Genomic DNA, 22991 nt, shown 5'->3' with positions numbered 1-22991 from the left:
GTATTGTAAAGGCTAACTAAGAAATGCGATCGGAAAATAAAGAATCCTGTCCCGATTATAAGCATGATTCTGAGAAAGAGAGTCTAAGATTGTTAGTCTTTGCTGATATAATCTTCGATTATCTTCTAAATAATGTTAGGATTGCCCAAAAAAAATCGAATTTTCTCATCTATGTCTTCTAGCTTCTATCCCGTACCTCTACTTAGACATGGGCTATCAATGACCATTTATACAACCTTGCAATCAAGTCGTAATTGGGAAAAAACAATTTGTCATCAAGAACCTTCCTACCGAGATTATATTTTTCAAGGAGCTAATGGGGTTCCCTTATTTGGCCGCATTGCCATTTCTGATCAACCTCAAGGGACAATTATTGGAACCTATGGCATTACAGGAGATTTAGACAATCAGTGGTTTTTGCGGTTATTAGGGCGTAAGGGGTGGGCCGAAAATTATGCTATGGTTTTGTTCGATTGGCGAGCCCATGGGAAAACAGCAGAATTATCTCCATCCCTAACGTCTGATGGGTTGCATGAGGGGGAAGATTTTGTCAGAATTGCAGCGCAAGCAAAAGCGACTGGGTGTCCTGCACCATTTTGGTTTACTGGTTATTCTTTGGGGGGACAATTGGCTTTGTGGGGAGTTAGAGCTGCCGAAACTTTATCCGACTGGGGCAATGATTTACCTTTAGAAGCCTCGGAGATTGGAGGGGCGGCAGTAATTTGCCCAAATCTTGATACTAATCGCTCTTTGCCTTATTTAGTGCGTTCTCCGTTAGGACGATATATCGAACAGTCTATTGCTAAAAATCTTAAAAATTTAGCTTGGCGTATTTATCGACACCATCCCCAAAGTATCGATCCTAATGCCATTGAGCGGGCCAATAGTATTTGGAAATTTGATGAAGAATTAGTAATTAAACCATTAGGTTTTTCTTCGGTAGAAGACTATTATAAAGCTAGTAGTCCTCTGTCTTTTCTAAACCATCTGACCAAACCCACTTTAATTATTTATGCGGCAGATGATCCGATGTTTGATCCATCAATTATCCCTGACTTAGATAAAGCTTGTAAAGGTAATAATCAAGTTGAATTATTGTTAACTAAACATGGCGGACATGTTCATTATTTAAACAGTAAAAAAGGACAATATTTAGCGAATGATTCTGATGTTTGGTGGGCATGGAATAGAGTTTTAAATTGGTTTTTGTTAAATACCTATTAAGAATAAAACATGAATTGTAACTAATTAACTTAAAATTTTCTAAAACAGAAAATATAGGTTACGATAATCTAAAGTCGAATGTATTATTATAGTAATGTCCGGACTTATGCGGATGTCTATGCATGAACTAGGAATCACTCAAAATATTGTAGCTATTGTGGCTGAACACGCCAAAGGATTATCAGTTAAACGTGTTACTCTGGAGGTCGGACAACTTTCAACAATTATGGCTGATGCAATTCGTTTTTGTTTTGATATTTGTTGCGAAGGGACAGTTTTAGAAGACGCAAGTTTAGAAATTATCGAAGTTCCGGGGAGAGGAAAATGCCAGGACTGTGGGGCAGAAATAAACCTTTCTCAACCCTTTGGTACATGTGATTGCTGTCACAGTGTTAAGTTAGATATTATTCAGGGACAAGAGTTAAAAATTAAAGAAATGGAGGTACGATGAAATATGTGTGTAACTTGCGGTTGTTCAGGTAATGATCAAGTCCAATTCACTAATCTTGAAGCAGAGGTTAACACGACAGTGAATGAACACTACCATACCCATACTTTAGATGATGGGACGATAGTCACCCATTCTCATGATAACCAAGATCATTACTCCCATTTCCATTCTAATTCCACAACAAAACCATCCCAAACTCATTCTCAAATACACCGCACAACCATCAGCTTAGAAGAAAACATTCTAGAAAAAAATGACTTGATTGCAGCACAAAATCGAGTTTGGTTTAAAAGTCATAGTATTCTAGCGTTAAATTTAGTAAGTTCTCCAGGTTCAGGAAAAACAACTCTATTAACTAAAACAATTAAAGATTTGAAAGAAAGGATAAAGATTAGTGTAATTGAAGGAGATCAAGAAACTGCAAATGATGCTCGTAAAATTAAAGAAACAGGATGTAAAGTTATTCAAATTAATACAGGAACGGGATGTCATCTGGAAGCAGCAATGATAGAAAAAGGTTGCACAGAACTAAATCCTCCTACTGATTCTGTTTTGATGATTGAAAACGTAGGGAATTTAGTCTGTCCAGCACTATTTGATTTGGGCGAATATGCTAAAGTTGCTATTCTTTCTATAACAGAAGGAGAAGATAAACCTATAAAATATCCCCATATGTTTCGAAAAAGTAATGTAATGATTTTAACAAAAATTGATCTACTTCCTTATCTTCAGTTTGATGTAAACCGCTGTTTAGATTATGCCAAACAAGTTAATCCTAATATTTGTATTTTTCAGGTTTCTTCAATTACAGGAGAAGGATTATCGATTTGGTATGATTGGTTAGAAAATACTCTAAAACAGAGTTAGAAGTATATTAAACTCGGGATGCTCATAACTTATACAGCGAAACATACTCAAATTGAATCGGAATACATTTAGCAACTAATGAAGTTTTCTGAAGTTATTACTGAAGCAAGGTTATCTCTTAGATTTTCGAGAGTTCATTCACATCAATAATTGTCTCTAAAACTTTTAAGGATTGACCATTTAAACATTGCCAATTCGCTGAAAAGGGAAAAATCTAAAAACTGCATGTCCAATTACATTTTCTCTGGGTAACATCCCCCAGATGTGGGAATCGTTACTGTTGTTTCGATTATCTCCCATAACAAATAATTTGCTGTCGGGAATGGTAATAGGTTTTAAGTTATAATGAGGAGATTCTAAAATATAATCTTCCGGGAGTAATTGGTTGTTGATGTATACTTTTCCATCGACAACTGCGACGGTGTCTCCTCCAACGCCAACAACCCTTTTAATAAAGGCCTGTTCTTTTTTATATCCTTGTAATCTCAATTGTATAGGAGGTTCAAATACAACAATATCACCTCTTTGGGGAGAATGAAAATAATAAGAAACTTTTTCCACTACCAAGCGATCACCTTCTTCTAAAGTCGGTAGCATAGACTCAGACGGAATATAACGGGGTTCAGCAATAAAAGTCCGAATAATGAGTGATAAAATCAAAGCAACAACAACGATTTGTATGTTTTCCCAAATTCTTCTCCAAAGTTGATTATTTTCCTTTTTTGAATCATATTCAGTAGAATTATTTACTTGATCTTTGTCTAAACTCATAAAAATCTCAGTAGTTTTTATAAAAAAAAGTTTATTATCAGTTTAAGTGTTTTTTTGCTTTTGCCACAAGATTTTTAACTCGTTTACAGTGTAATCTGTTAAGGAACGATCAGCGAAAGTCTCTATTATTGATAACCGTTGAATAAACTTCTCATTAGTTCCCTGCAAAGCTTCTGAGGGACTTAAACCATACAATCGAGCGATATCAACTAAAATAAAAAGTAAGTCCCCTAATTTCGCTTCTTGATGCGCTTTATCCTCTACTTCCAAAACTTGTTTAAATCCCCCTAATTCTTCAGTAAATTTTCTTAAAATTCCATCTACAGTTTCCCATTCAAAACCAGCAGATGCGGCTTTAACTAAAATTTTGTTACTAGCCATTAAAGGGGATAAAGTTTGATTATAGCGATTGAGTTTACGGCTCAATAATTGAGCAATTTCTGGAGTTTCTCCCTTCTCTTGAGCTTTGATTTTTTCCCAATTTTGACTTACTTCTTCTTTATCTTTAACTTCTATATCTCCAAAAATATGAGGATGACGACGGATTAGTTTATTAGTAATTCCTTGAGCAACTTCCTTTAAGCTGAAGTGTCCCTCATCGCTAGCAATTTGCGCTTGCAATATTACTTGTAATAATAAATCTCCTAATTCCTCGACAATAGCTTGATTATCTTTGCTTCTGATAGCGTAAACTACTTCGTGAGCTTCTTCAATGATGTAAGGGATGAGGGTTTGGGGAGTTTGGGCAAGATCCCAGGGACATCCATCGTCAGGTGATCGCAGTTTAGCCACTACTTTGATTAAACGATTTAATGCCTCTACAACCGTAGAGTAAGCCTGACTAGGCGTTTTTTGGGGGTGAGGGTCAGACATAAATTGCAATAGTAAATAACCTCTTGTCTATTTTCATTCCGATTGTCCCCTTCTGTAAAGATACAAATCTTTAGAGGCTATTTTTAAACAAAACATCAAATTTAGGGTTTGCTAGGCAAACTACTGTTATTTCTCTACGGTAACGCACCAACAAGATTGTTGTGATGTATTAAGCCATGTTGATATACTCTCAAACTATCTTAAGATTTACTTAATAAACAGTCTTTTAATGTATTGTGTTGAACGATAAAAAAAGTATTTTAGTATTAAGTAATAATGGTTTTTTAAGAAAAATGAGTAGACTGCTTTGTAGTCTTTGTTCCCAACAACTAACACAGATTCAACTTTATTTCTAGCTATAACCCATGACTCATGCAACTGTGATCGCCTTATTAACTGACTTCGGCTTACAAGATAGTTATGTAGGAATCATCAAAGGGGTAATCGCCTGTATCAACCCCGGTTTGACTGTTATCGATATTGCCCATGAGATTCCCCCCCAGAATATTGCCGCCGGACGGTTTTGTCTGATGAATGCTTATCCTTTCTTCCCGAATGGAACAGTATATGTTGCGGTTATCGATCCGGGGGTAGGAAGTCAACGAAGAGGGGTCGCAATTCAATTTCCCCAAGGGTATTTGGTTGGACCTGACAACGGCTTATTTGGAGGTGTTCTAAGTTTATCCGAGGCAATCGCAGCAGTAGAGTTGACAAACCCTAATTATTGGAGAGTTAGAGATCCCAGTTCGACTTTTCATGGAAGGGATATTTTCGCTTCCGTGGGGGCACATTTAGCCAGTGGGATTTCTCTCAACATTTTAGGAACTTCTATTAGTCCTGATAGTTTAATTAAATCCACCTTTAAGGAAGTAATAATAACAGCTAACCATGTTCATGGGTGTATTCAATACATTGATCGTTTTGGCAACCTTATTACTAATATTTTAGGGGAGTTAGTTAGGGGTCATAATTGGTCGGTTGAAATAGCGAAACAACAGATTAACACGGCATTAACTTATAGTGAAGTTGCTCGGGAAGAATTAGTCAGTTTTATCGGTAGTCATGGCTGGGTAGAAATTTCGGTAAATGGCGGGAGTGCTCAACAAAAATTACAAGTTAATTGGGGAGAGCAGACAAATATTTTTCTAGAATAAAAGTAACTTATCAGAGATTTATATAAAATACGATAGATTATCATAGAAAACTTTGAAAAATATAGAATACAAATTCAATCTAACATTTAGTCTAAATCAAAGCTGAATAGATGATAAATAAAATTATCGTTAGGTTGAATCTCTAATATATTTAGACGATTATTAATAATCTAAACTCAAACATAAGTATTGATTGCGTATATTCTGATATTGACTGTGTAGATAAATGATGATATTAGTTCGTCTATATGATATTATTTTAGCCTATTTTTTAGGCTAACTTTTTTTAAAAATACAGAGAGCATTACCATTAAAAGTAAATTAATTCCATTTTTTTGGTTATTTTTTCTCCTATCTAAGATAAAAGTTCAGTAGCTGATTTTTTACAAATTTATTCCTCTTGTGTGCCTTTTGCTGTTGATGATTTATCAATCATAATAAAAAAATTATATCTAGGACAATAAAACTTAAATACCTATTGAGAAATAAAAATTATCAGATAGTGATTTATACCGGAGTCTAATTGTGAGTAAAACAAGTTCAATTTTTACCTTTATATTCTTCTATGATAGTTCCTCCCAGATACGGGATACAATTTTATATTACTAAATTTTATTTAAAAATCCTTAAATTCAAAAATTTCTGGAAATAAATAGAGGTGCAGACGCATAATTTATTGTCTTTAAAATAAATTATGTTGTTAGACTAACTCGTCAATTAAAGATACCATAAATCTCTTTTTTAGATGTACCTAAAACCTATTGTCAATATTTATTAGATTAATATAGATGATTAAAGTTTACCCAATTTAATTTTAAAAAATACAAAGAATTTTTTAACTTTTTAGACCTTAATGGAAACAACTACTTTGTTATCAATGATATTGATAGTATTGACTTCTCAGAAAGTTCAGTCAGTAGTGGTAGTGCAGGGGATATCAATGAGGATTACATCGATAACATAAATATTGGGGCAAGTTATGCCGATCATAATGGTAATGATAGTACAGAAGAGAGTTATGTAGTCTTTAGCCGCAGTAACTTTGCTGCCAGTTTAGAATTAGCTGACTTTTAGATGATATGGAAAGATAGTTTGCTATTGATGGTAATTAATTTTTAGATTAATCTGTCCAATTTTATTTAAAAAATAAAGTAGTAATAAACTGTCGATAAAAAGATCTATTTAGTTATAGCGATTACAAAAAAATACGCAACAACAGCTATTAATTACAAACTTAACCAAAAATAATACTTCTTAATTTAGTAAAAAAAAAGCTAAAATATTTAGATTTAAAGTGTAAAATTTTTTCAGTAAAATACTTTATTTTTTATGATTTTTGAGTGTAAAAATCATAAAAAATAAAAATTGTAAAAATTTATTTTAAACTAGAGTAGATCGATTAATATTAATTCTTCGTAATTCTGTCTGCTAAATATCTTGTGCTATTGAACCTAATCAAAACTCATTAGTGGTCATAGCTAAATCTCCAGTTTCGGTAAAAATACCTTGTACGAATAATTCAACTACCTCAAGCCGTAATAACGGTTCTCTTTCCGTTAGACAAAAATCAGTAAATATTAAGTAAATGAAAATAATTTGAAGAAGCAGTAGTAATTATTCATAGTTGATCGTTTAGAGTTAAGAGTTAGTACTTTTTCGATCAAGATTTTTTCCTCTACTTTGATAAAATCAATTATTTTTACTTCTGAGCAATGACCTTCACTCTTAAGTATTCACTTCTCATTTGCTATCGTTGCTAAGTAGTGAAATAACAAAGGGCTAGGTACTATACCTAATAGTATTTAAATAAATAAACTCCTTTTTTGGGGGCTTTAAATGCAAAAATGACGACAACTACACATATTTGAGATAAACTAGCTTTAAAAAAGTTCTAGTAACCAGAACAATCATTGTGCCCGGACTAATTTCAACAGATAAAGCTAACAAACCTCCTGCTAATCCTAATGACCCATAATGGGAGAGAATTTATGGACTACTTTTTAAGCTTAACCACCTTAATTGTTAATAATCGACCTACTAATGGAATAAAAATAAGCTAAACGATTAATAAATAACCTAAGAGCGATTTGTATTCCGGCTGCTGCGGAGGCTGAAAGTATGGCCAGAATACTAAATGTTCTCAGCTCTAAGCAAAAAACTCTAATTTAATCTAAACTTTGAGTTTTGAAGATCAATGCTTATTGCCTTTTACCTCGAATAAAAATTTTTCCTAAAAAAACCTTAACCTGACGCAAGGTTGACAGTTTTTGACATTAGAATCAGGTAGAATTGACTTACGACCTGGTCTGGTTTATAGGTCTTCTGACCTGATTTACTACTGCACCCGAAGTCTACCAATGTAGGTTGGCAATCAAATGCAGTGGTTATGTTTTGGGTGAATTGGGAACAACACATAACATGTACAGTTCAAATTTAAAGGCAACTTCAACCAAAGCAACAGTGTCTGGAAACCAACTGTTTGTTTACGGGGTTGTGGGGTTAGATTCAGAGTAGCGATTAATGATAGTCTTAACTACCCAATTCGTCGCAGTGGGAGTTTCTCTATCACTGTGTCCTATCAGTGAATGAATTAGGAAACGTGCTGCATTGCTCGTATGGGTATTCGGATTATTGAGGTCAAACCTCTGAATGCAGATACTCCTTTGCAACTTACCACCAACAAGTCAGAACCCCAGGTCGTAGAACAACTGCAAAGCAACAAGAAACCAACAAGATAAGTATATGACTCAAGCAAAGGCGAAAATTCCTGTTAATATTTACAAGCCCAAAGATCCTTATATCGGGAAATGTATTGAAAATTATCCTCTCGTCGCCGAAGGCGGTAGTGGAATTGTTCAACACCTCACCTTTGATATCTCCGGCGGAGATTTACACTATTTGGAAGGACAAAGTATTGGGATTATTCCCCCGGGAACTGACGAAAATGGCAAACCCCATAAGTTAAGACTCTATTCCATCGCATCTACCCGTCATGGTGATAAGCTCGACGATGGGACAGTCTCTTTGTGTGTTCGTCAACTTGAATATAAACATCCTGAAACTGGAGAACCCGTTTATGGTGTTTGTTCGACCCATCTGTGTTATTTGGAGGTTGGTGCTGATGTAGCCATTACCGGACCCGTAGGTAAGGAAATGCTTCTCCCTGAAGATGAGGACGCTACTGTCATCATGTTAGCAACAGGGACTGGAATTGCTCCCTTCCGTTCATTTCTCTGGCGGATGTTCAAAGAACAACACGAAGACTATAAATTTAAAGGACTGGCTTGGTTGATTTTTGGGGTTCCTTACTCCGCTAATTTTCTCTACAAAGATGATTTAGAGAAGATGCAAGCAGATTACCCCGAAAACTTTCGTCTTACCAGTGCTATCAGTCGAGAACAGCAAAACAAAGACGGTGGCAAAATGTACATTCAGCATCGAGTCGCTGAGCACGCCAAAGAATTATGGAATATGCTACAACAGCCCAAAACCCACCTATATATGTGTGGACTAAAAGGGATGGAAAGCGGCATTGAAGAAGGACTCGCTCCCTTTGCTAAAAAGCAGGGTGTAGAGTGGTCTGACTTTGTCAAGTCCATGAAAAAAGATCACCGTTGGCACGTTGAGGTTTACTAAATTTCCTCACTTCAACCTAGGTAGGGTGGGTATTGCCTGCCTTACTACCATTGTAAAGTATTTTTGGGGTCAACAGTCGTTGACTCCTACCGAACGCCGAACGCTAAATAGCGGTACGATCTGTAAGGATTTCATATCCTGTTTGTGTGACTAACACCGTATGTTCAAATTGTGCGGACAGAGAATTATCCACTGTTACCACAGTCCAGCGATCGCGCAGTTTTCTTGTATATTTTGACCCTTTATTGACAATCGGTTCGATGGCTAAGGTCATTCCTGCCCTTAATTTAATGTTGGGCAATTCCTTGGTGTAATAATTAAAAACATAAGGATCCTCATGGAGATTACGCCCTATCCCATGACCAGTATAATCTTCCACAACACTATAACCATACTCTTTTACCTTATTTTCGATTGCCCCGGCAATATCCAATAAATAATTTCCCGCTTTTACCTGAGCAATTCCGGCATACAGTGCTTCCTGGGCTCCAAGAATTAGACGGGAAGTTATCGGTGAAACTTTTCCCACGGCAATAGTGATACAAGAATCCCCATGATAACCTTGAAAATAAGCTCCTGTATCTACTTTCAGTACATCTCCAGCACAAACCTTCCGTTTAGGGCTAGGAATACCATGAACAACTTCCTGGTTAATAGAAGCACAGATAGAGGCAGGAAAACCATGATATCCTTTGAAACTAGGGGTTGCTCCCATTTCTCTGATTCTGCGTTCAGCATATCTATCTAAGTCCTCTGTTGTCATCCCTGGTTCTACAACCATCTCGATCTCTTTGAGGACCGTGGCTACAATTTGGGATGATTTGCGCATAATGGCAATTTCTTGGAGAGATTTAGTTTCTATTCTTCGACCGCTTATTTTCAAGGTAGGAAGTTCTGTTTGGTGGTCATTTCGGAGTTTGGAAGGATTAGTCAAGATGTTCATATAACGTTACAGAAACCTAGAGGTTAATTTAGGTTTTCTAAATAGAATTTACAGGTTCAACCCAAATTAACAGGTCAGGTTGAAATACAGATCTATATTTTTTAATTAAAATTAAAAAATATAGATCTATAACAATTATTGATTACAAAATCCAGAACGATTTTTCATGAAATTCTGATAATTAATTTTTTTTACTAAAAAATCGTTAGGATAAACATCAGACTCGATCAATACAAAATTATCGATTTTTTTGTTATGACTATTGATAGATAAAAAGTTGATGTATAGTCTAAGGATGACGCACCATGGGCAAGACGTCGTTGCTCTTCTTTTTGGTTTTTGTTCAAATGTCTTTTGCCTTTCTTCTGCAAGAAGTCCTGTGAACCTATCGTATTATAACAATTACCCTAAACGTACTCACTCTGAGCGATGTCTCAAACGACTAAAACAAGAAGTATTACGAATGGGAACCTTAGTAGAAGAATCCTGCCGCCTTAGTCATCAAGCCCTATTTAATCAGAATCTAGACGCAGTTAGCAAAATCCTCGAAATTGATCGACAAGTTGATCGCTACTATCGACAGATAGAACTCGATTGCGCTACCTTAATGACACTACAAGCCCCTGTGGCTCAAGATTTACGCCTTGTAAGCGCCTTTATGCAACTAATCAGAGACTTAGAAAGAATTGGGGATTATGCTAAAGATTTAGCAAAAATAGCTGTAAAATTGCTTTCTTATCCCCCTCATCCTCTTATGAAAGAAGCCGCCGCTATGTCCTATCATGCTCAAATAATGCTAGGCACGAGCTTAGTTGCCTTAGTGGAACTTGATGGCAATGCTGGAAAACAGGTTAAACGACTTGACGATACGGTAGATGACACCTATGAAAAACTTTATCGAACTTTAGCTTGTCAACGAGATATTCAGGGAGTCATTGAACCGTTTCTTTTATTAGCTTTAGCCATTTGCCACCTAGAAAGAATGGCAGATCATTCTACCAATATTGCTCAACGAGTTTCTTATATTGTTACTGGATATTGAGGTTAAACTGAATCTGTCAGAGCATTCTCACAATCAAGTTAATAAGAGTATTCTTAACTACAACCCCTTAATATTTTTTAAAAAAGAAAAGAGATAGATTGTTCATCAAATTGTCATTTTTGAAAAAAAATAAAAAGCCACCCAACTTTTGTTATCGTTGTTTTACAAGAATTTTGAGAAAACTTAACTGATTTTCATCCAAACTTTGATATATCTTGTATAATTCGTCTGTTAGATTAGAAGTTAAAAATAAGCTCAACTGAGTATCAAAGAACACTCTATAGACTCGGTGTTTTTGGTACTTCTTATTTCAGGTGTGAGGACTATTCCCAATGTCACGATTTTTTAGTCAAATGCTCAAAGCAACCTCAGGAGTCTTGGGAATTCTATGTTTATTTGCTCAAGGGGTGATCGCATCTCCCGAAACGGTTATAGAAGCGGTTAACCCCGATGTGATAAACTCGACAGAAGCTTTAGGGATTCTACGAAATCGTCCCAAATTGGAAAATTTCGTTAATCGTAGTACCTCTAAGCGTAAATCTGGTACTTCTACTTTCCAAGTCACCAACGTTTCAGAATTACGGGATATATCTCCTACTGACTGGACTTATGAAGCTCTATCAAGTCTAGTTGAACGGTATGGTTGTATTGTCGGTTATCCTGATCGAGCTTTCCGCGGTGACCGCTCCGCCAGTCGTTGGGAATTTGCAGCGGGCTTAAATGCTTGTTTGAATACCATTGAACGACTCTTACAGGAAAACGTTGCTGTTTTACGAGAAGACATTGAAAACCTCAAGCGATTAACTCACGAATTTGAGCGGGAATTAATTGCCTTAGGCGCACAGGTCAATAAGCTCGAACGTAGGATGGCGTTCCTCGAAAATCATCAGTTTTCCACTACCACTAAGTCAAAAGGGGAAGTGCTATTTACTATTTCCTCTGCATCAGGGGAACGGGCTTTAGACGCTCGTGAGCAAGACGAGTTTAATCAAGACTTACAAAACGGTAAATTCACAGACGCACAACGACGTATTGACGATAACGCGACCTTTGGTTATCGGGCTCGTCTTAACTTAAATACTAGTTTTAACGGAAAGGATAGACTAACTACTCGTCTTGAAGCAGGAACTCTCTTCAACTTAAGTCATGCCACAGGGACTAACATGGTACGGTTAGGACACGATGCTAACAGCGATGCTGATCTTCAAATTGACAACTTATACTACCGTTTTCCCATCAGGAACTTCACTGGTTATGTTGGAGGTAACTCCCTAGATGTAGATGATATTTTTGATGAAGGAAATCCATTCCTAAAAAGTTCAGGAACTGGGGCATTGTCACGATTTGTCCGTCGTGATCCCATAACTATGAGGGGTGAAGAAGGTATTGGTGCCGGTTTTACCTATGAATTCAATGATATGTTTACCGTTCGTGGGCTTTATTTGACCCCTGATAATGACGGTGCTAATCCTGAACTAGGAAGCGGTTTATTTAATGGGAACTTCACAGCAGGGGGTCAACTTGGATTTTATCCGACTGACAATCTCGCCTTTAACTTCCACTACCTACACACTTACTACAAAGAGGATCATGTCAACTTGACTTCTAGCACCGGTAGTGGATTAGCTAGTGATCCTTTCTTGGGAACCCCGACAATTCTTGATGCTTACGGAGCTAACGGTAACTGGCGTATCAATGATATGTTTAACCTAACCGGTTGGGTTGGTTATGGATTAGGGCGCGCCCAAGGACTTGACAAAGATGGAAACAGTCGTCGCAGTTTTGGTGCCGACTTGTGGTCTTGGATGGCAGCCCTTAACTTCGTCGATATCTTTAAAGAAGGAGCTGTTTTTTCGTTTGCCGGTGGTGCTCTTACCCATACCCAACGAGTTGATGCCATTACTGGAGATTTACAAGTTCCTGACCAGGATACTCCTTACATCATTGAAGCTCAATATCAATACCCCCTAACCACAAACATTTTGCTAACTCCTGGTTTCTATGTTATCCTTCAACCCGAAAGCAATAATGACAATAATAGTATTTGGGTTGGTGCTTTACGAACCACCTTCGAATTCTAAACTCAGTTAATCCGATTTAGTTAATCTAAGTTTATGTCAGATTTTGATTATTTCCCTAGTTTAGTGACCATTATCTCCGAATTAGGGAAGTTTTTTTTACTAATTTTTTTCAAAAAAAATCCTTTTTTAAGCTTAGGACAGTCGAACAGAAACAAACAATACTATGTTAGAAACTATTAAAGAAATAAGTAAACCGTCAACTCGTTCTGGAAAAATTCTCTAGCATAAGAAGCTTAAACAAAGTTTGGAATTGATAGAAACATCAGTTAGCCTAAATTTGATACTAATTTTTAACCTAGTTAAATTTTGAAGGCGCTCTATTTTAATAAAAATGACTTTCTACACCCTAAGCAAATCTTTAATTTTAATGTTTGATTAATTATTGTGATGAAGTTTCCTGAAAGTTTAACCACAATAAATAGAAGTTAATGGCTAACTATTTTTTAATTAATCAAACCACTCCCATTTTATTTTAAAAAAGATTTTGTTCCTCAAATTAATATGTATAAATTAAGTTAAAGTGCTGAATATAGCATGATTGAATTATCATACTAAATCTACTAGGATTAATACCACCCAGATAGTTATTATTAACTTCTGTAAGTCTATTGCTGACAATTAAACTTTGTCTTTATATTTATAATTTTTACATCACAAATATAATAGCTATCTACCTACTTAAAAGACGATTTGCTGACGACAATAGTATTTTAGGTTATCAGTTACATTACATCTTAAATACCAGTTTTACTGGAGATGACTTACTTGACACTCGTATTAAATCAGGAACGTCACCGATGCGCTGCGTATTAATGCTTTAACAGAAGACTTGGCAGTTTCTAATTGAGACACTCACTATATTGTAGAAACTCAATATCGCCATTAGACAAAAATATCTTAGCTTATCTCTAAAACTTACGTTATTCTCGATTGTAATGTTGACAACAATAGTATCTAGGTTTGCACTTTGCGTACTACATTCACTTTCTACTTTTTTTGCTCGGAGAAAATTTTTTTCTGATTGAGTTTTTAGAAGGTTTGATCAGGAAACTCTTGATAAATGATTTTTTTATCTAAAACTATTGAATAGAGATTCAATGTCAATGACTTAGTTACAATAGAATAAGTCTATTAATTTTAGGTTTTATAGTCACTTTGGGATTTTCATTTCAAACTCAAAAAAAATGTTGTCAAACTCACGCTAGAGTTGGAATTTTGCACACTCCTCATGGACTGGTAGAAACCCCTCGATTTATGCCTGTGGGGACCCTAGCAACAGTGAAAGGGCTGACCCCCGCTCAACTGCAAACAGCGGGAGCGCAAATGGTTTTAGCCAATACTTATCACTTACATTTACAACCCGGAGAAACCCTGATTGGAAAAGCTGGGGGAATACATCAGTTTATGGGGTGGAAAGGTCCAATTCTTACTGATTCTGGTGGGTTTCAAGTGTTTAGTCTCAGTGAGTTACGCCAAATTCGAGAAATTGGCGTAACTTTCCGTTCTCCTAGGGATGGAAGAATTATTGAATTGACTCCCGAACGTTCAATACATATTCAAAATACTTTGGGGGCTGATGTGATTATGGCCTTTGATGAATGTCCCCCAGGTAAAGCAAATTATTCAACAGTTGCGGCAGCCACTGAACGTACTTATCGTTGGTTAGAACGGTGTATTGATGCCCACCAACGTCCCCAGGATCAAGCTTTGTTTGGCATTGTTCAAGGGGGAATTTATCCAGAATTAAGAATATCAGCAGCTAAGTCTTTGATAGACTTCGATTTACCAGGATATGCTATTGGAGGAGTTAGTGTCGGGGAAGAACCAGCCTTAGTTCGAAAAATTGTACAAATTACCGCGCCCTTGCTTCCAGCAACTAAACCTCGTTATTTAATGGGGGTGGGAACTTATCGGGAGATGGCTATGACAATTGCGTGCGGGATTGATCTATTTGATTGTGTAATCCCTACCCGTTTTGGCCGCCACGGAACCGCATTAGTGGGAGGAGAACGTTGGAATCTAAAAAATTTCCAGTTCCGCGAGGATTTTAATCCCCTTGATGCTGATTGTCCCTGTTATACTTGTCAGACTTTTACTAGGGCATATTTAAATCATTTAGTGCGATCACAGGAAATGTTAGGATATATTCTTCTATCCCTACACAACGTTACGGAATTAGTTAGGTTTACTCAACGAATTCGAGAAGCTATTTTAGGCGATCGGTTTATAGAAGAATTTGGTCATTGGTTAAATTAAAAGCTTAAAAAATGAGACACTAGAATAGTGTTTCCAATTGCCCATTTCCTCTGATAATAGACTTAATTATCATTATCAAATTATATTGTTGTCTTATGCTTTGGCCTCACAAAACTCCTGGCATTCCGGATCATCTTTTTGAATGCTTTCCGGGAATTCCCCTAAGTAAACGAGAAGTTCGTCTATTGTTAATTTCTGCTCTACGATTGAATGCTAACTCAATTCTCTGGGATATCGGTGCAGGAACAGGTACAATTCCTGTAGAAATTGGTTTGTTATGTCCTGAAAGTACTATTATTGCTGTAGAAAGAGACGAAGACGTGGTAAAACTAATCCGAAATAACTGTGATCGCTTTGGAGTCACAAATGTCAAGATTTTTGAAAGTAGTGCACCTGAATGTTTCAACCAATTGCAACCCTTACCTGATCGCATTTGTATCGAAGGGGGCCGGCCAATTAAAAATATCGTGACAGAAGCGTGGCAGTTTTTAAAGCCTGAAGGTAGGTTAATAGCCACCGCAAGTAATCTAGAAACCCTGTATTTGATTTCAGAAGGGTTAGCCTCACTACAAGCTCGTAACATAGAAGTTGTTCAATCAGGGGTAAATCGTCTAGAGACTAGAGGACTTCATCAGGTTTTCGCTGCTGTTGATCCTAGTTTTATTCTGAGTGGAGAAAAGTTTTAATTTCTAAGAAAAGAAGTTGGTAACGTGAAAACATTTTCTATAATTCAAATTAAGCTGCTTTCATCCTCAGAGGATTTATACAATTAGAGATACGATTAGAGATACGATTAGAGATACGAGAACTTGTTGATTTTCCATAAACATTTGTTTTTCCTTTATAAGAATTTCTTGATCTTTTCACCTAAATCTCACTCTAGCTTATGCCTTGGACTCGGATTATCAGTACTATTGTTACTATCGCCCTCGCCTTGACCATGCTCATCGTTGGAGGGTGGTATTTCACCCTAGGACTTTGCCTAATCGTTTTCTTAGGACAACTAGAATATTTTCAATTAGTCTGGGCAAAAGGTATTATTCCTGCTGCTAAAACGACCTTAGTAGTGTCTCAAGTATTACTAATCACTGCTGCTGTTGCTCCTCCTCTGACCGATGCCCTATTTCCTTTAACAGGGGCTTTAATTTGTTTTTACTTGTTATTTCAACCTAAACTAGCCACTATTGCTGATATCTCAACCTCTATCTTAGGGTTATTTTATGGGGGGTATTTACCTAGTTACTGGATAAGATTACGGGTCGGGTTTGCCAATACTGTTCCCACGGTAAATATTGCTAGTAATAATTTCTCATTGATGGGATTTTGGCCGAAATCATGGACTGAACCTAACTTATTTCCTCCTACGTTGATGGTGACTTTTATTGCCTTTGGCTGTATTTGGGCGGCAGATATTGGAGCTTATATTATGGGGAAATGGTTGGGTAGAACGCGTTTATCCGATATTAGCCCTAAAAAAACAGTTGAAGGAGCAATTTTTGGACTTTTAGGAAGCATTATCGTTGCTGAATTAGGAGCTTGGTATTTAACTTGGCCCTATGGGTATTTAACCGGACTCTTATTAGGGATATTAATCGGTATTGTTAGCTTATTAGGTGACTTGACTGAGTCAATGATGAAACGAGATGCAGGAGTCAAAGATTCAGGTCAATTAATTCCTGGTCACGGAGGTATTTTAGATCGCACCGATAGTTATGTTTTTACCGCTCCTTTAGTCTATTATTTTGTCACTTTATTTCTGCCTTTACTTGACTAGAATTAAGTACTATTTAAAATGTTAATTTCTGAATATAAATTATTTTTTTGACTTTAGATCTGATCAGAATTAATTCCTAATTATTGGAACTTTTAGGTTAGACGTTTTACGGTTTATTTTTAATAATAAACTATTTTTTATTCTTGCGGAATAAGGAAATATAGTCACTTATTATCAATAACTTAAATCCAGTCCTAATCGTTAACTACATAATTTTCTCAAAAATTAAATGAGTATATTTTTCTCTCTTTTCTAAAACTGACTAATTTTTACATGCTTAAATTGCTAAATAGCCAAACAAATAATAATTTTAATGATCTTCCTACAATAATCCTAAAAATTAATTAAAAATATTAATTGTTATAAGTGCAACTTAGTTTTGATTTGGGTTCATTCTTTAATAAATCACTAGAAGAAAAGACCACGTATTTTATTATTTTTTGAATAAAAGTGATAATATTTAATCGATCACTCTCTAACTTAGATATTAACTAGATTTTCCAGACAGAATTCTAGTTTAACTCTTGACTTGACATCTTTCTATTACAAAAATTGTTTAGGATAAACTTAGGATCTCTAATTAACTAGATAAATACTAATTCAAGATACCTAAGCCTTGAAAGTTAACGATATTTCTAAATACGTAATTTTTTATTTAGATCAACTTTTATTTATTGTTAACATCTTCTACTTTTTATAAAATTTTTACTTAGTAAAAATGGGTGATATTTATCTGAACAATCTCATCATATAACAGTTTTCTCAGTCCAATAAATAAAGTTTATAATGCCAATTAGCTAATTTGCATAGTTTTGATACCTAGCCCAAGTTATTGTTGTAAATTATCCCAAATTACTTTTTATAATTAGTTCATTTTCGATATAAATAATGACGTTTTACATATTTATGTAAATTTTACTTTTTATTTTTTTATTTCTATATTTTTTTTATTTTTATGCAAAATTATAAAAATATATTTGCACTTATTTTAGGTCTGATTGTTTTTATTTATGACTAGTATATTCAAAATTTTAAAATCTTAAATTAAGGATCTTTTAAGATTATTTCATTAATTAATAACTTGCTGTAGTGTACAAAATACATCTGTTAAGATTTTAACTTATAGCATAAATAAATTTACAATATATTTGTAAATTTTAGAAAACTATATACTAAACTTTTTAAGTTTTAGTTAGAACCTATTCTTCTTGAATTTTGGCTATTTTACTGTTTTTTATACTTTTTTATATGTTCTTTTTTTGTTATTTTGTTCATGTTTATTACCACTATTATATAGTGGTAATAAATTATAGCAACTACATCAATTAGTAACTATTTAAATATCCATTTAAGAATAAAAAATAGATATTTAAATATTTTAATATGATTTGCTTTTGTTGTTAGATAACTATATTTTTGTTGTTTTTGATGTTGATTGACTCTTAAATAAGAAAACCTTCAGAACAATTATATCTCATTTTACTATGATTAATTTTAAGATAGATAGTTTGATTTGCCAAAGATTAATTCCTAATAGTTAATTTATTTTTTTGATAAAGTATTTTTTAAATTAAACACAATAAATCTAAGTTTAGACATAGCAAATATTTCTAAATATAAAACCTTATTCATTAAGCTGAGTTTAGAATTTGATGCCATAAGTATCACTTAAGTTAAGAATTGAATCTGACATACTTTAATTTAAGAACAAAACATAGTATGATAATCATCATCATATACTACAAATAACTTATAATTAGCCTTTAATCGATCATTAAACCTTGCCCTTATATTGTTGTTTTTTCACACTAGGTTTAGTAGAATAAAAAAAATAAACCTAATAGAATGTATATTTTCTAAATCTAGAAAAGAGGAAATTCATTTAATTTACTTATAAAAACAATAAAATATTTATTTTTAAATTAAAAATAAATATTTTAGCAATGACAAAAACAGATTTTTCATACAAGTATTAGCAATTTTTATATAAAAAGCTAAAAAACTTATCTTATGCTTTTCTCTTAAGCGTCTTAATAAGATTGATAAATATTGGCAAAATTTCCTATACAAAGCATCCTTGATATATGAAAAATAAACTTGTTTATCATATTTATGATAAGACGGCGGATTGTTATCATAAATTATCTAAGTAAGGTAATTTAACCTGGGAAAACACCATTAGAGAACTCTAGAAAAAATTAATCAACTCAACTTTTTAAAAATTAGGAACAAAATTATGTATTGCATTGGTTTAATGAGTGGCACATCTGTTGATGGAATTGATGCTGCTTTAGTCGAAATTACCGGAACAGAACTAGACTTAAAAACTAATTTACTTTCAGGAAAAATCTATCCTTATCCCAAAGATCTCAAATCCAAAATAATAGAAGTTTGTGGAGGAAAACCAATTTCTATTGAAGAATTTGCCCGATTAGATGACGCTATCGCCTATTGTTTTGCCCAGGCCGCCAAAATGATTCAAGAAAGTCATCCCCAAGTGGAATTAATTGGATCTCATGGACAAACTGTTTTTCACCGACCCCTTAAGGAAGGTAACAAAGAAACCCAATTAGGATACAGTGTACAATTAGGGCGAGGATCAGTTATTGCCAATTTAACGGGAATTCCTACTGTCAGTAACTTTCGGGTAGCTGATATCGCTGTTGGAGGACAAGGTGCGCCCTTAGTGTCTAAGGTTGACGCCTGTTTATTGAGCCATACTACTCGCCATCGCTGTGTTCAAAACATTGGGGGCATTGGGAATGTTACTTATCTCCCTCCTCATCAACAACCCCACTGGGAACAAGAAATTCGTGGATGGGATACAGGTCCAGGAAATATTTTAATTGACTTAGCCGTTCAAAAATTGACCAATGGGCGACAAACCTACGACAATAATGGTCAATGGGCATCTCAGGGAACTCCCTGTAAACCCTTGGTCCAACAATGGCTAAAACAAGAATTTTTTCAACAACCACCGCCCAAATCAACAGGACGAGAGTTGTTTGGCTATGTTTACCTAGAACAATGTTGGCAAGACGCACGAACGTATCATCTCACAAACGAAGACTGGTTAGCCACCATAACAGAATTAACAGCCGCCTCAATTGCCGATAGCTATCACCGATTTATCAATAAACCTATTAATGAAATCCTACTATGTGGTGGAGGAAGTCGTAATCAATATTTGGCCCAACGATTACAAAAACACTTACTTAATTCCCAAATTTTGACTACCAATGATCTCGGAATTAGTACAGACTTCAAAGAATCTATTGCTTTTAGTGTCCTAGCTTACTGGCGGTTTGTTTGTGGTATATCGGGTAACTTACCCCAAGTAACAGGGGGAAAACGTCCCATGCTATTAGGAGAAATTCATCTGCCCATTGATTGGGAAAAAAATAGCCTTAGTTCTAAGTCTTTCGGATAGAAGGTTGCCGTCTAAATCGTCATTATGGTAGATAATTACTCAAAGGTTAGGAAAGAAACTTTAAATTTAACCTTAAAACTAAAAGTCCCTGATCACTTTTGTCAAAGGTAATTAGAGATGATAAGTCGGCTTATACATTTTTAATGGAGCCTAGACACTATAGTTATTTCTTGGAACACAGCTTTTTCAAAAGGGTGGAAAAAAAAGTAGTATTGCTTCTGATTCGATTATCCAAAGATATTGAGCTTTAGATGATCGTCAATAGCGTAGCGGCCTTAAAATTTCCTATCGCCTTGGCAATAGTATTTAATTATTTATTAAGTGAGATCTTGGGGGATCACTATCTAATCCAATACCTGGAAGTAACCTTAGAAAGTCAACTCGAATCTATCATTACAAGTCTTTAACGACTATCACACTTCATCCGATTATCCTTACCGGTAAGGATAATCGGATGAAGTGTGATAGGTTTTTGTTTTCTTAGAGGAAGAATGTACACATTATTTAAAGACTGTAGTGTAGATGAAAAAAATAGCCTTCTATAGGCATGTAATACTTTGGAGTAGAGTCCCTTAACCAAATTATTAAGTTTTGCTGTGTGCTACTCAATCATTTTTTAATGCTAACAAAATAAATATACTTAACAAAGATATCTTAAAAGGTATTTAATTTTAAGATGCCTTTGTGTTCTATTACTTCCCGAAATATTAAACCTAGTAATGTCATCATTACACAAGATGAGGCTTTAAGAAAATCGGTGAAAATTTTAGATTTTGGAAATGTTCCTTTTCTCAGCAAACTCTTCTTTTGAAGGTTGATATGAAGCTCAATATTATGACAAGCTCAAATCTATGCCCTCTCAAGAGCATTCCCCATCAATACTTGAAAATCTAATCCTAGGATATTTTACTAAAATTAATATCGACCCTAAAGCATCAATAAGCCGCTTTAAACTTTAGAAAAAGTAGAACCAGGTCAGTCTAAATCCGACAAAAACATAATTGCTAATCCCTCCTGATTGGACTCACCATCAATATTGAGACTGTTTGGACTAAAATAGCTTCCATCCGTTAAAGATTTCCGTCTGAAAATGACCTGTACTGACAATAAACCTAAACAAAAAAATTTTTCCCCCACACTATGAAAAACTCAAAAGAAACTTTTACCGATTTGTTGGGAATGCTAGAAAAGAAAGACATTGTCAGTAGATAAATAGTTAAAATGACCTCATTAATGGGAGAATGAAAACCTGTGTATATTTTGCTAAGCTTCCGTAACGATGAGTGTCAACTGGATTCGCCGTGCCGATCGCTTAAAGGCTTTACCCCCCTACGTTTTTGCCCGTCTAGATGAACTTAAAGCGCGGGCAACCGAACAAGGATTAGATTTAATTGACCTAGGAATGGGTAATCCCGACGGTTGTGCACCTCAACCTGTCATTAATGCAGCGATCACCTCTTTAGCTGAACCCCAAACCCACGGCTATCCTCCTTTCGAAGGAACTGCTAGTTTTCGCCAATCCATTACAGCTTGGTACCAAAAGTGTTACAGCGTTGATCTCGATCCCAGTTGTGAAGTATTGCCCTTAATTGGTTCCAAAGAAGGTTTAGTTCATTTAGCTTTAGCTTATGTGAATCCTGGGGATGTAGTATTAGTCCCTAGTCCTGCCTACCCAGCCCATTTTCGTGGTCCTTTAATTGCTGGAGGAGAGTTATATCCGCTCATTTTATCAGTTCAACAAGACTGGTTGATTGATTTGACTAAGATATCTGAAACTATTGCTCAAAGAGCTAAACTAATCTATTTCAATTATCCTAATAATCCAACCACAGCAACTGCTCCAAGAGAATTCTTTGAAGAAATTGTCAACTGGGCTAATCACTACGAAGTTATTTTAGTCCACGATTTGTGTTACGCGGAACTGGCTTTTGATGGTTATCAACCCACTAGTTTATTAGAGATTCCAGAGGCTAAAAAAATTGGGGTAGAGTTTCATACTCTCTCGAAAACTTACAATATGGCCGGATGGCGTGTGGGGTTTGTAGTGGGTAATGCCGATATTATTCAAGGACTACGAACCCTAAAAACTAATTTGGATTATGGGATCTTTTCCGCTATTCAAACCGCAGCTCAAACAGCTTTACAACTGCCAGATATCTACATCAAACAAGTTCAAGAACGCTATCAAAAACGGCGAGACGTTTTGATTAACGGCTTAAGAAAATTGGGCTGGGAAATAACTCCTTCTAAAGCGACTATGTATCTTTGGGTTCCCTGTCCATTGGGAATAAATTCGACGGATTTTGCTCTCGATGTGTTACAAAAAACAGGAATTGTGTTCACTCCTGGTAATGCTTTTGGGGAAGGGGGTGAGGGATATGTTCGTATCAGTTTAATCGCTGATTGTGATCGTCTGGAAGAAGCTTTACTCCGTCTTAAACAAGCAGGAATTTGTTACCAGCAATAGGCAGTTCCCAGCAAAGTTTTAG

Annotated in this window: 14 protein-coding genes and 2 pseudogenes; 13 read left to right on the top strand and 3 right to left on the bottom strand. The window is 35.3% G+C overall.

Annotated elements, in window-relative coordinates:
- The first annotated feature begins 219 nt into the window (after positions 1 to 219).
- The 3 genes and pseudogenes from P3F56_RS03020 (at position 220) to hypB (ending at position 2542) form a co-directional block, all read left to right on the top strand.
- Entirely contained in the window at positions 220 to 1224 is a 1005-nt protein-coding gene (locus P3F56_RS03020) for a YheT family hydrolase (RefSeq protein WP_405054763.1), read from the top strand.
- 118 nt (positions 1225 to 1342) lie between these two features.
- Positions 1343 to 1688 (top strand): annotated as a pseudogene (hypA, locus tag P3F56_RS03015) (hydrogenase maturation nickel metallochaperone HypA).
- Complete coding sequence (gene hypB / locus P3F56_RS03010; RefSeq protein WP_281153328.1) at positions 1679 to 2542, top strand: hydrogenase nickel incorporation protein HypB; 864 nt, start codon at positions 1679 to 1681, stop codon at positions 2540 to 2542. The pseudogene hypA and the gene hypB overlap by 10 nt, the downstream one beginning before the upstream one ends.
- A 180-nt stretch (positions 2543 to 2722) precedes the next feature.
- Here hypB and lepB read toward each other — a convergent pair whose 3' ends face one another.
- Both lepB and mazG read right to left on the bottom strand, forming a co-directional pair.
- Complete coding sequence (gene lepB, locus P3F56_RS03005; protein WP_281153327.1) at positions 2723 to 3313, bottom strand: signal peptidase I; 591 nt, start codon at positions 3311 to 3313, stop codon at positions 2723 to 2725.
- A gap of 42 nt (positions 3314 to 3355) precedes the next feature.
- Positions 3356 to 4186 carry a nucleoside triphosphate pyrophosphohydrolase gene (gene mazG / locus P3F56_RS03000; RefSeq protein WP_281153326.1) on the bottom strand — a complete coding sequence of 277 codons (831 nt, stop codon included), beginning with the start codon at positions 4184 to 4186 and terminating at the stop codon, positions 3356 to 3358.
- 365 nt (positions 4187 to 4551) lie between these two features.
- Here mazG and P3F56_RS02995 point away from each other — a divergent pair, with 365 nt between their 5' ends.
- Together P3F56_RS02995 and petH are read left to right on the top strand one after the other, a co-directional pair.
- Complete coding sequence (locus P3F56_RS02995) at positions 4552 to 5340, top strand: SAM hydrolase/SAM-dependent halogenase family protein (protein WP_281153325.1); 789 nt, start codon at positions 4552 to 4554, stop codon at positions 5338 to 5340.
- A 2418-nt stretch (positions 5341 to 7758) separates the two neighbouring features.
- A pseudogene (gene petH / locus P3F56_RS02985) lies at positions 7759 to 8976 on the top strand (ferredoxin--NADP reductase).
- Positions 8977 to 9079: 103 nt separating this feature from the next.
- Here the strand turns inward: petH and map are convergent.
- Positions 9080 to 9919, bottom strand: coding sequence for a type I methionyl aminopeptidase (gene map / locus P3F56_RS02980; RefSeq protein WP_281153322.1), 840 nt, complete (start codon positions 9917 to 9919; stop codon positions 9080 to 9082).
- A gap of 379 nt (positions 9920 to 10298) precedes the next feature.
- On the opposite strand from map, the gene phoU reads away from it, so the two are divergent.
- The 8 genes from phoU to P3F56_RS02940 all read left to right on the top strand — a co-directional run bounded on the left by phoU (position 10299) and on the right by P3F56_RS02940 (position 22969).
- A complete protein-coding gene (gene phoU / locus P3F56_RS02975) occupies positions 10299 to 10961 on the top strand; it encodes a phosphate signaling complex protein PhoU (RefSeq protein ID WP_281153321.1) in 663 nt (220 codons plus the stop codon).
- Positions 10962 to 11293: 332 nt separating this feature from the next.
- Positions 11294 to 13042: an iron uptake porin gene (locus tag P3F56_RS02970; protein ID WP_281153320.1), complete on the top strand. Its 1749-nt coding sequence runs from the start codon at positions 11294 to 11296 to the stop codon at positions 13040 to 13042.
- A gap of 1155 nt (positions 13043 to 14197) precedes the next feature.
- Positions 14198 to 15298, top strand: a complete 1101-nt coding sequence (gene tgt / locus P3F56_RS02965; protein ID WP_281153319.1) for a tRNA guanosine(34) transglycosylase Tgt — start codon at positions 14198 to 14200, stop codon at positions 15296 to 15298.
- Between the two features lie 95 nt (positions 15299 to 15393).
- A complete protein-coding gene (gene cbiT, locus P3F56_RS02960; RefSeq protein WP_281153318.1) occupies positions 15394 to 15984 on the top strand; it encodes a precorrin-6Y C5,15-methyltransferase subunit CbiT in 591 nt (196 codons plus the stop codon).
- A gap of 200 nt (positions 15985 to 16184) precedes the next feature.
- Entirely contained in the window at positions 16185 to 17072 is an 888-nt protein-coding gene (locus tag P3F56_RS02955) for a phosphatidate cytidylyltransferase (protein WP_281153317.1), read from the top strand.
- A gap of 2236 nt (positions 17073 to 19308) precedes the next feature.
- Complete coding sequence (locus tag P3F56_RS02950; RefSeq protein ID WP_281153316.1) at positions 19309 to 20502, top strand: anhydro-N-acetylmuramic acid kinase; 1194 nt, start codon at positions 19309 to 19311, stop codon at positions 20500 to 20502.
- A 251-nt stretch (positions 20503 to 20753) separates the two neighbouring features.
- Entirely contained in the window at positions 20754 to 20909 is a 156-nt protein-coding gene (locus P3F56_RS02945) for a hypothetical protein (protein WP_281153315.1), read from the top strand.
- A gap of 872 nt (positions 20910 to 21781) precedes the next feature.
- On the top strand, positions 21782 to 22969 hold the full coding sequence (locus P3F56_RS02940; protein WP_281153314.1) for an aspartate aminotransferase: 1188 nt from the start codon (positions 21782 to 21784) through the stop codon (positions 22967 to 22969).
- Positions 22970 to 22991 lie beyond the last annotated feature (22 nt).

Source organism: cyanobacterium endosymbiont of Epithemia clementina EcSB, assembly GCF_029919255.1.
In the GTDB taxonomy this organism is placed as follows: Bacteria; Cyanobacteriota; Cyanobacteriia; order Cyanobacteriales; family Microcystaceae; genus Rippkaea.
This window is presented reverse-complemented; position numbering and strand designations above follow the sequence as displayed.

Coding starts and splice junctions, on each gene's coding strand:
- hypB (WP_281153328.1), top strand. CDS start 1,679: ATGTGTGTAACTTGCGGTTGTTCAGGTAATGATCAAGTCCAATTCACT.
- P3F56_RS03020 (WP_405054763.1), top strand. CDS start 220: ATGACCATTTATACAACCTTGCAATCAAGTCGTAATTGGGAAAAAACA.
- P3F56_RS02945 (WP_281153315.1), top strand. CDS start 20,754: ATGATCGTCAATAGCGTAGCGGCCTTAAAATTTCCTATCGCCTTGGCA.
- P3F56_RS02950 (WP_281153316.1), top strand. CDS start 19,309: ATGTATTGCATTGGTTTAATGAGTGGCACATCTGTTGATGGAATTGAT.
- lepB (WP_281153327.1), bottom strand. CDS start 3,313: ATGAGTTTAGACAAAGATCAAGTAAATAATTCTACTGAATATGATTCA.
- map (WP_281153322.1), bottom strand. CDS start 9,919: ATGAACATCTTGACTAATCCTTCCAAACTCCGAAATGACCACCAAACA.
- cbiT (WP_281153318.1), top strand. CDS start 15,394: ATGCTTTGGCCTCACAAAACTCCTGGCATTCCGGATCATCTTTTTGAA.
- P3F56_RS02995 (WP_281153325.1), top strand. CDS start 4,552: ATGACTCATGCAACTGTGATCGCCTTATTAACTGACTTCGGCTTACAA.
- P3F56_RS02940 (WP_281153314.1), top strand. CDS start 21,782: ATGAGTGTCAACTGGATTCGCCGTGCCGATCGCTTAAAGGCTTTACCC.
- P3F56_RS02970 (WP_281153320.1), top strand. CDS start 11,294: ATGTCACGATTTTTTAGTCAAATGCTCAAAGCAACCTCAGGAGTCTTG.
- P3F56_RS02955 (WP_281153317.1), top strand. CDS start 16,185: ATGCCTTGGACTCGGATTATCAGTACTATTGTTACTATCGCCCTCGCC.
- mazG (WP_281153326.1), bottom strand. CDS start 4,186: ATGTCTGACCCTCACCCCCAAAAAACGCCTAGTCAGGCTTACTCTACG.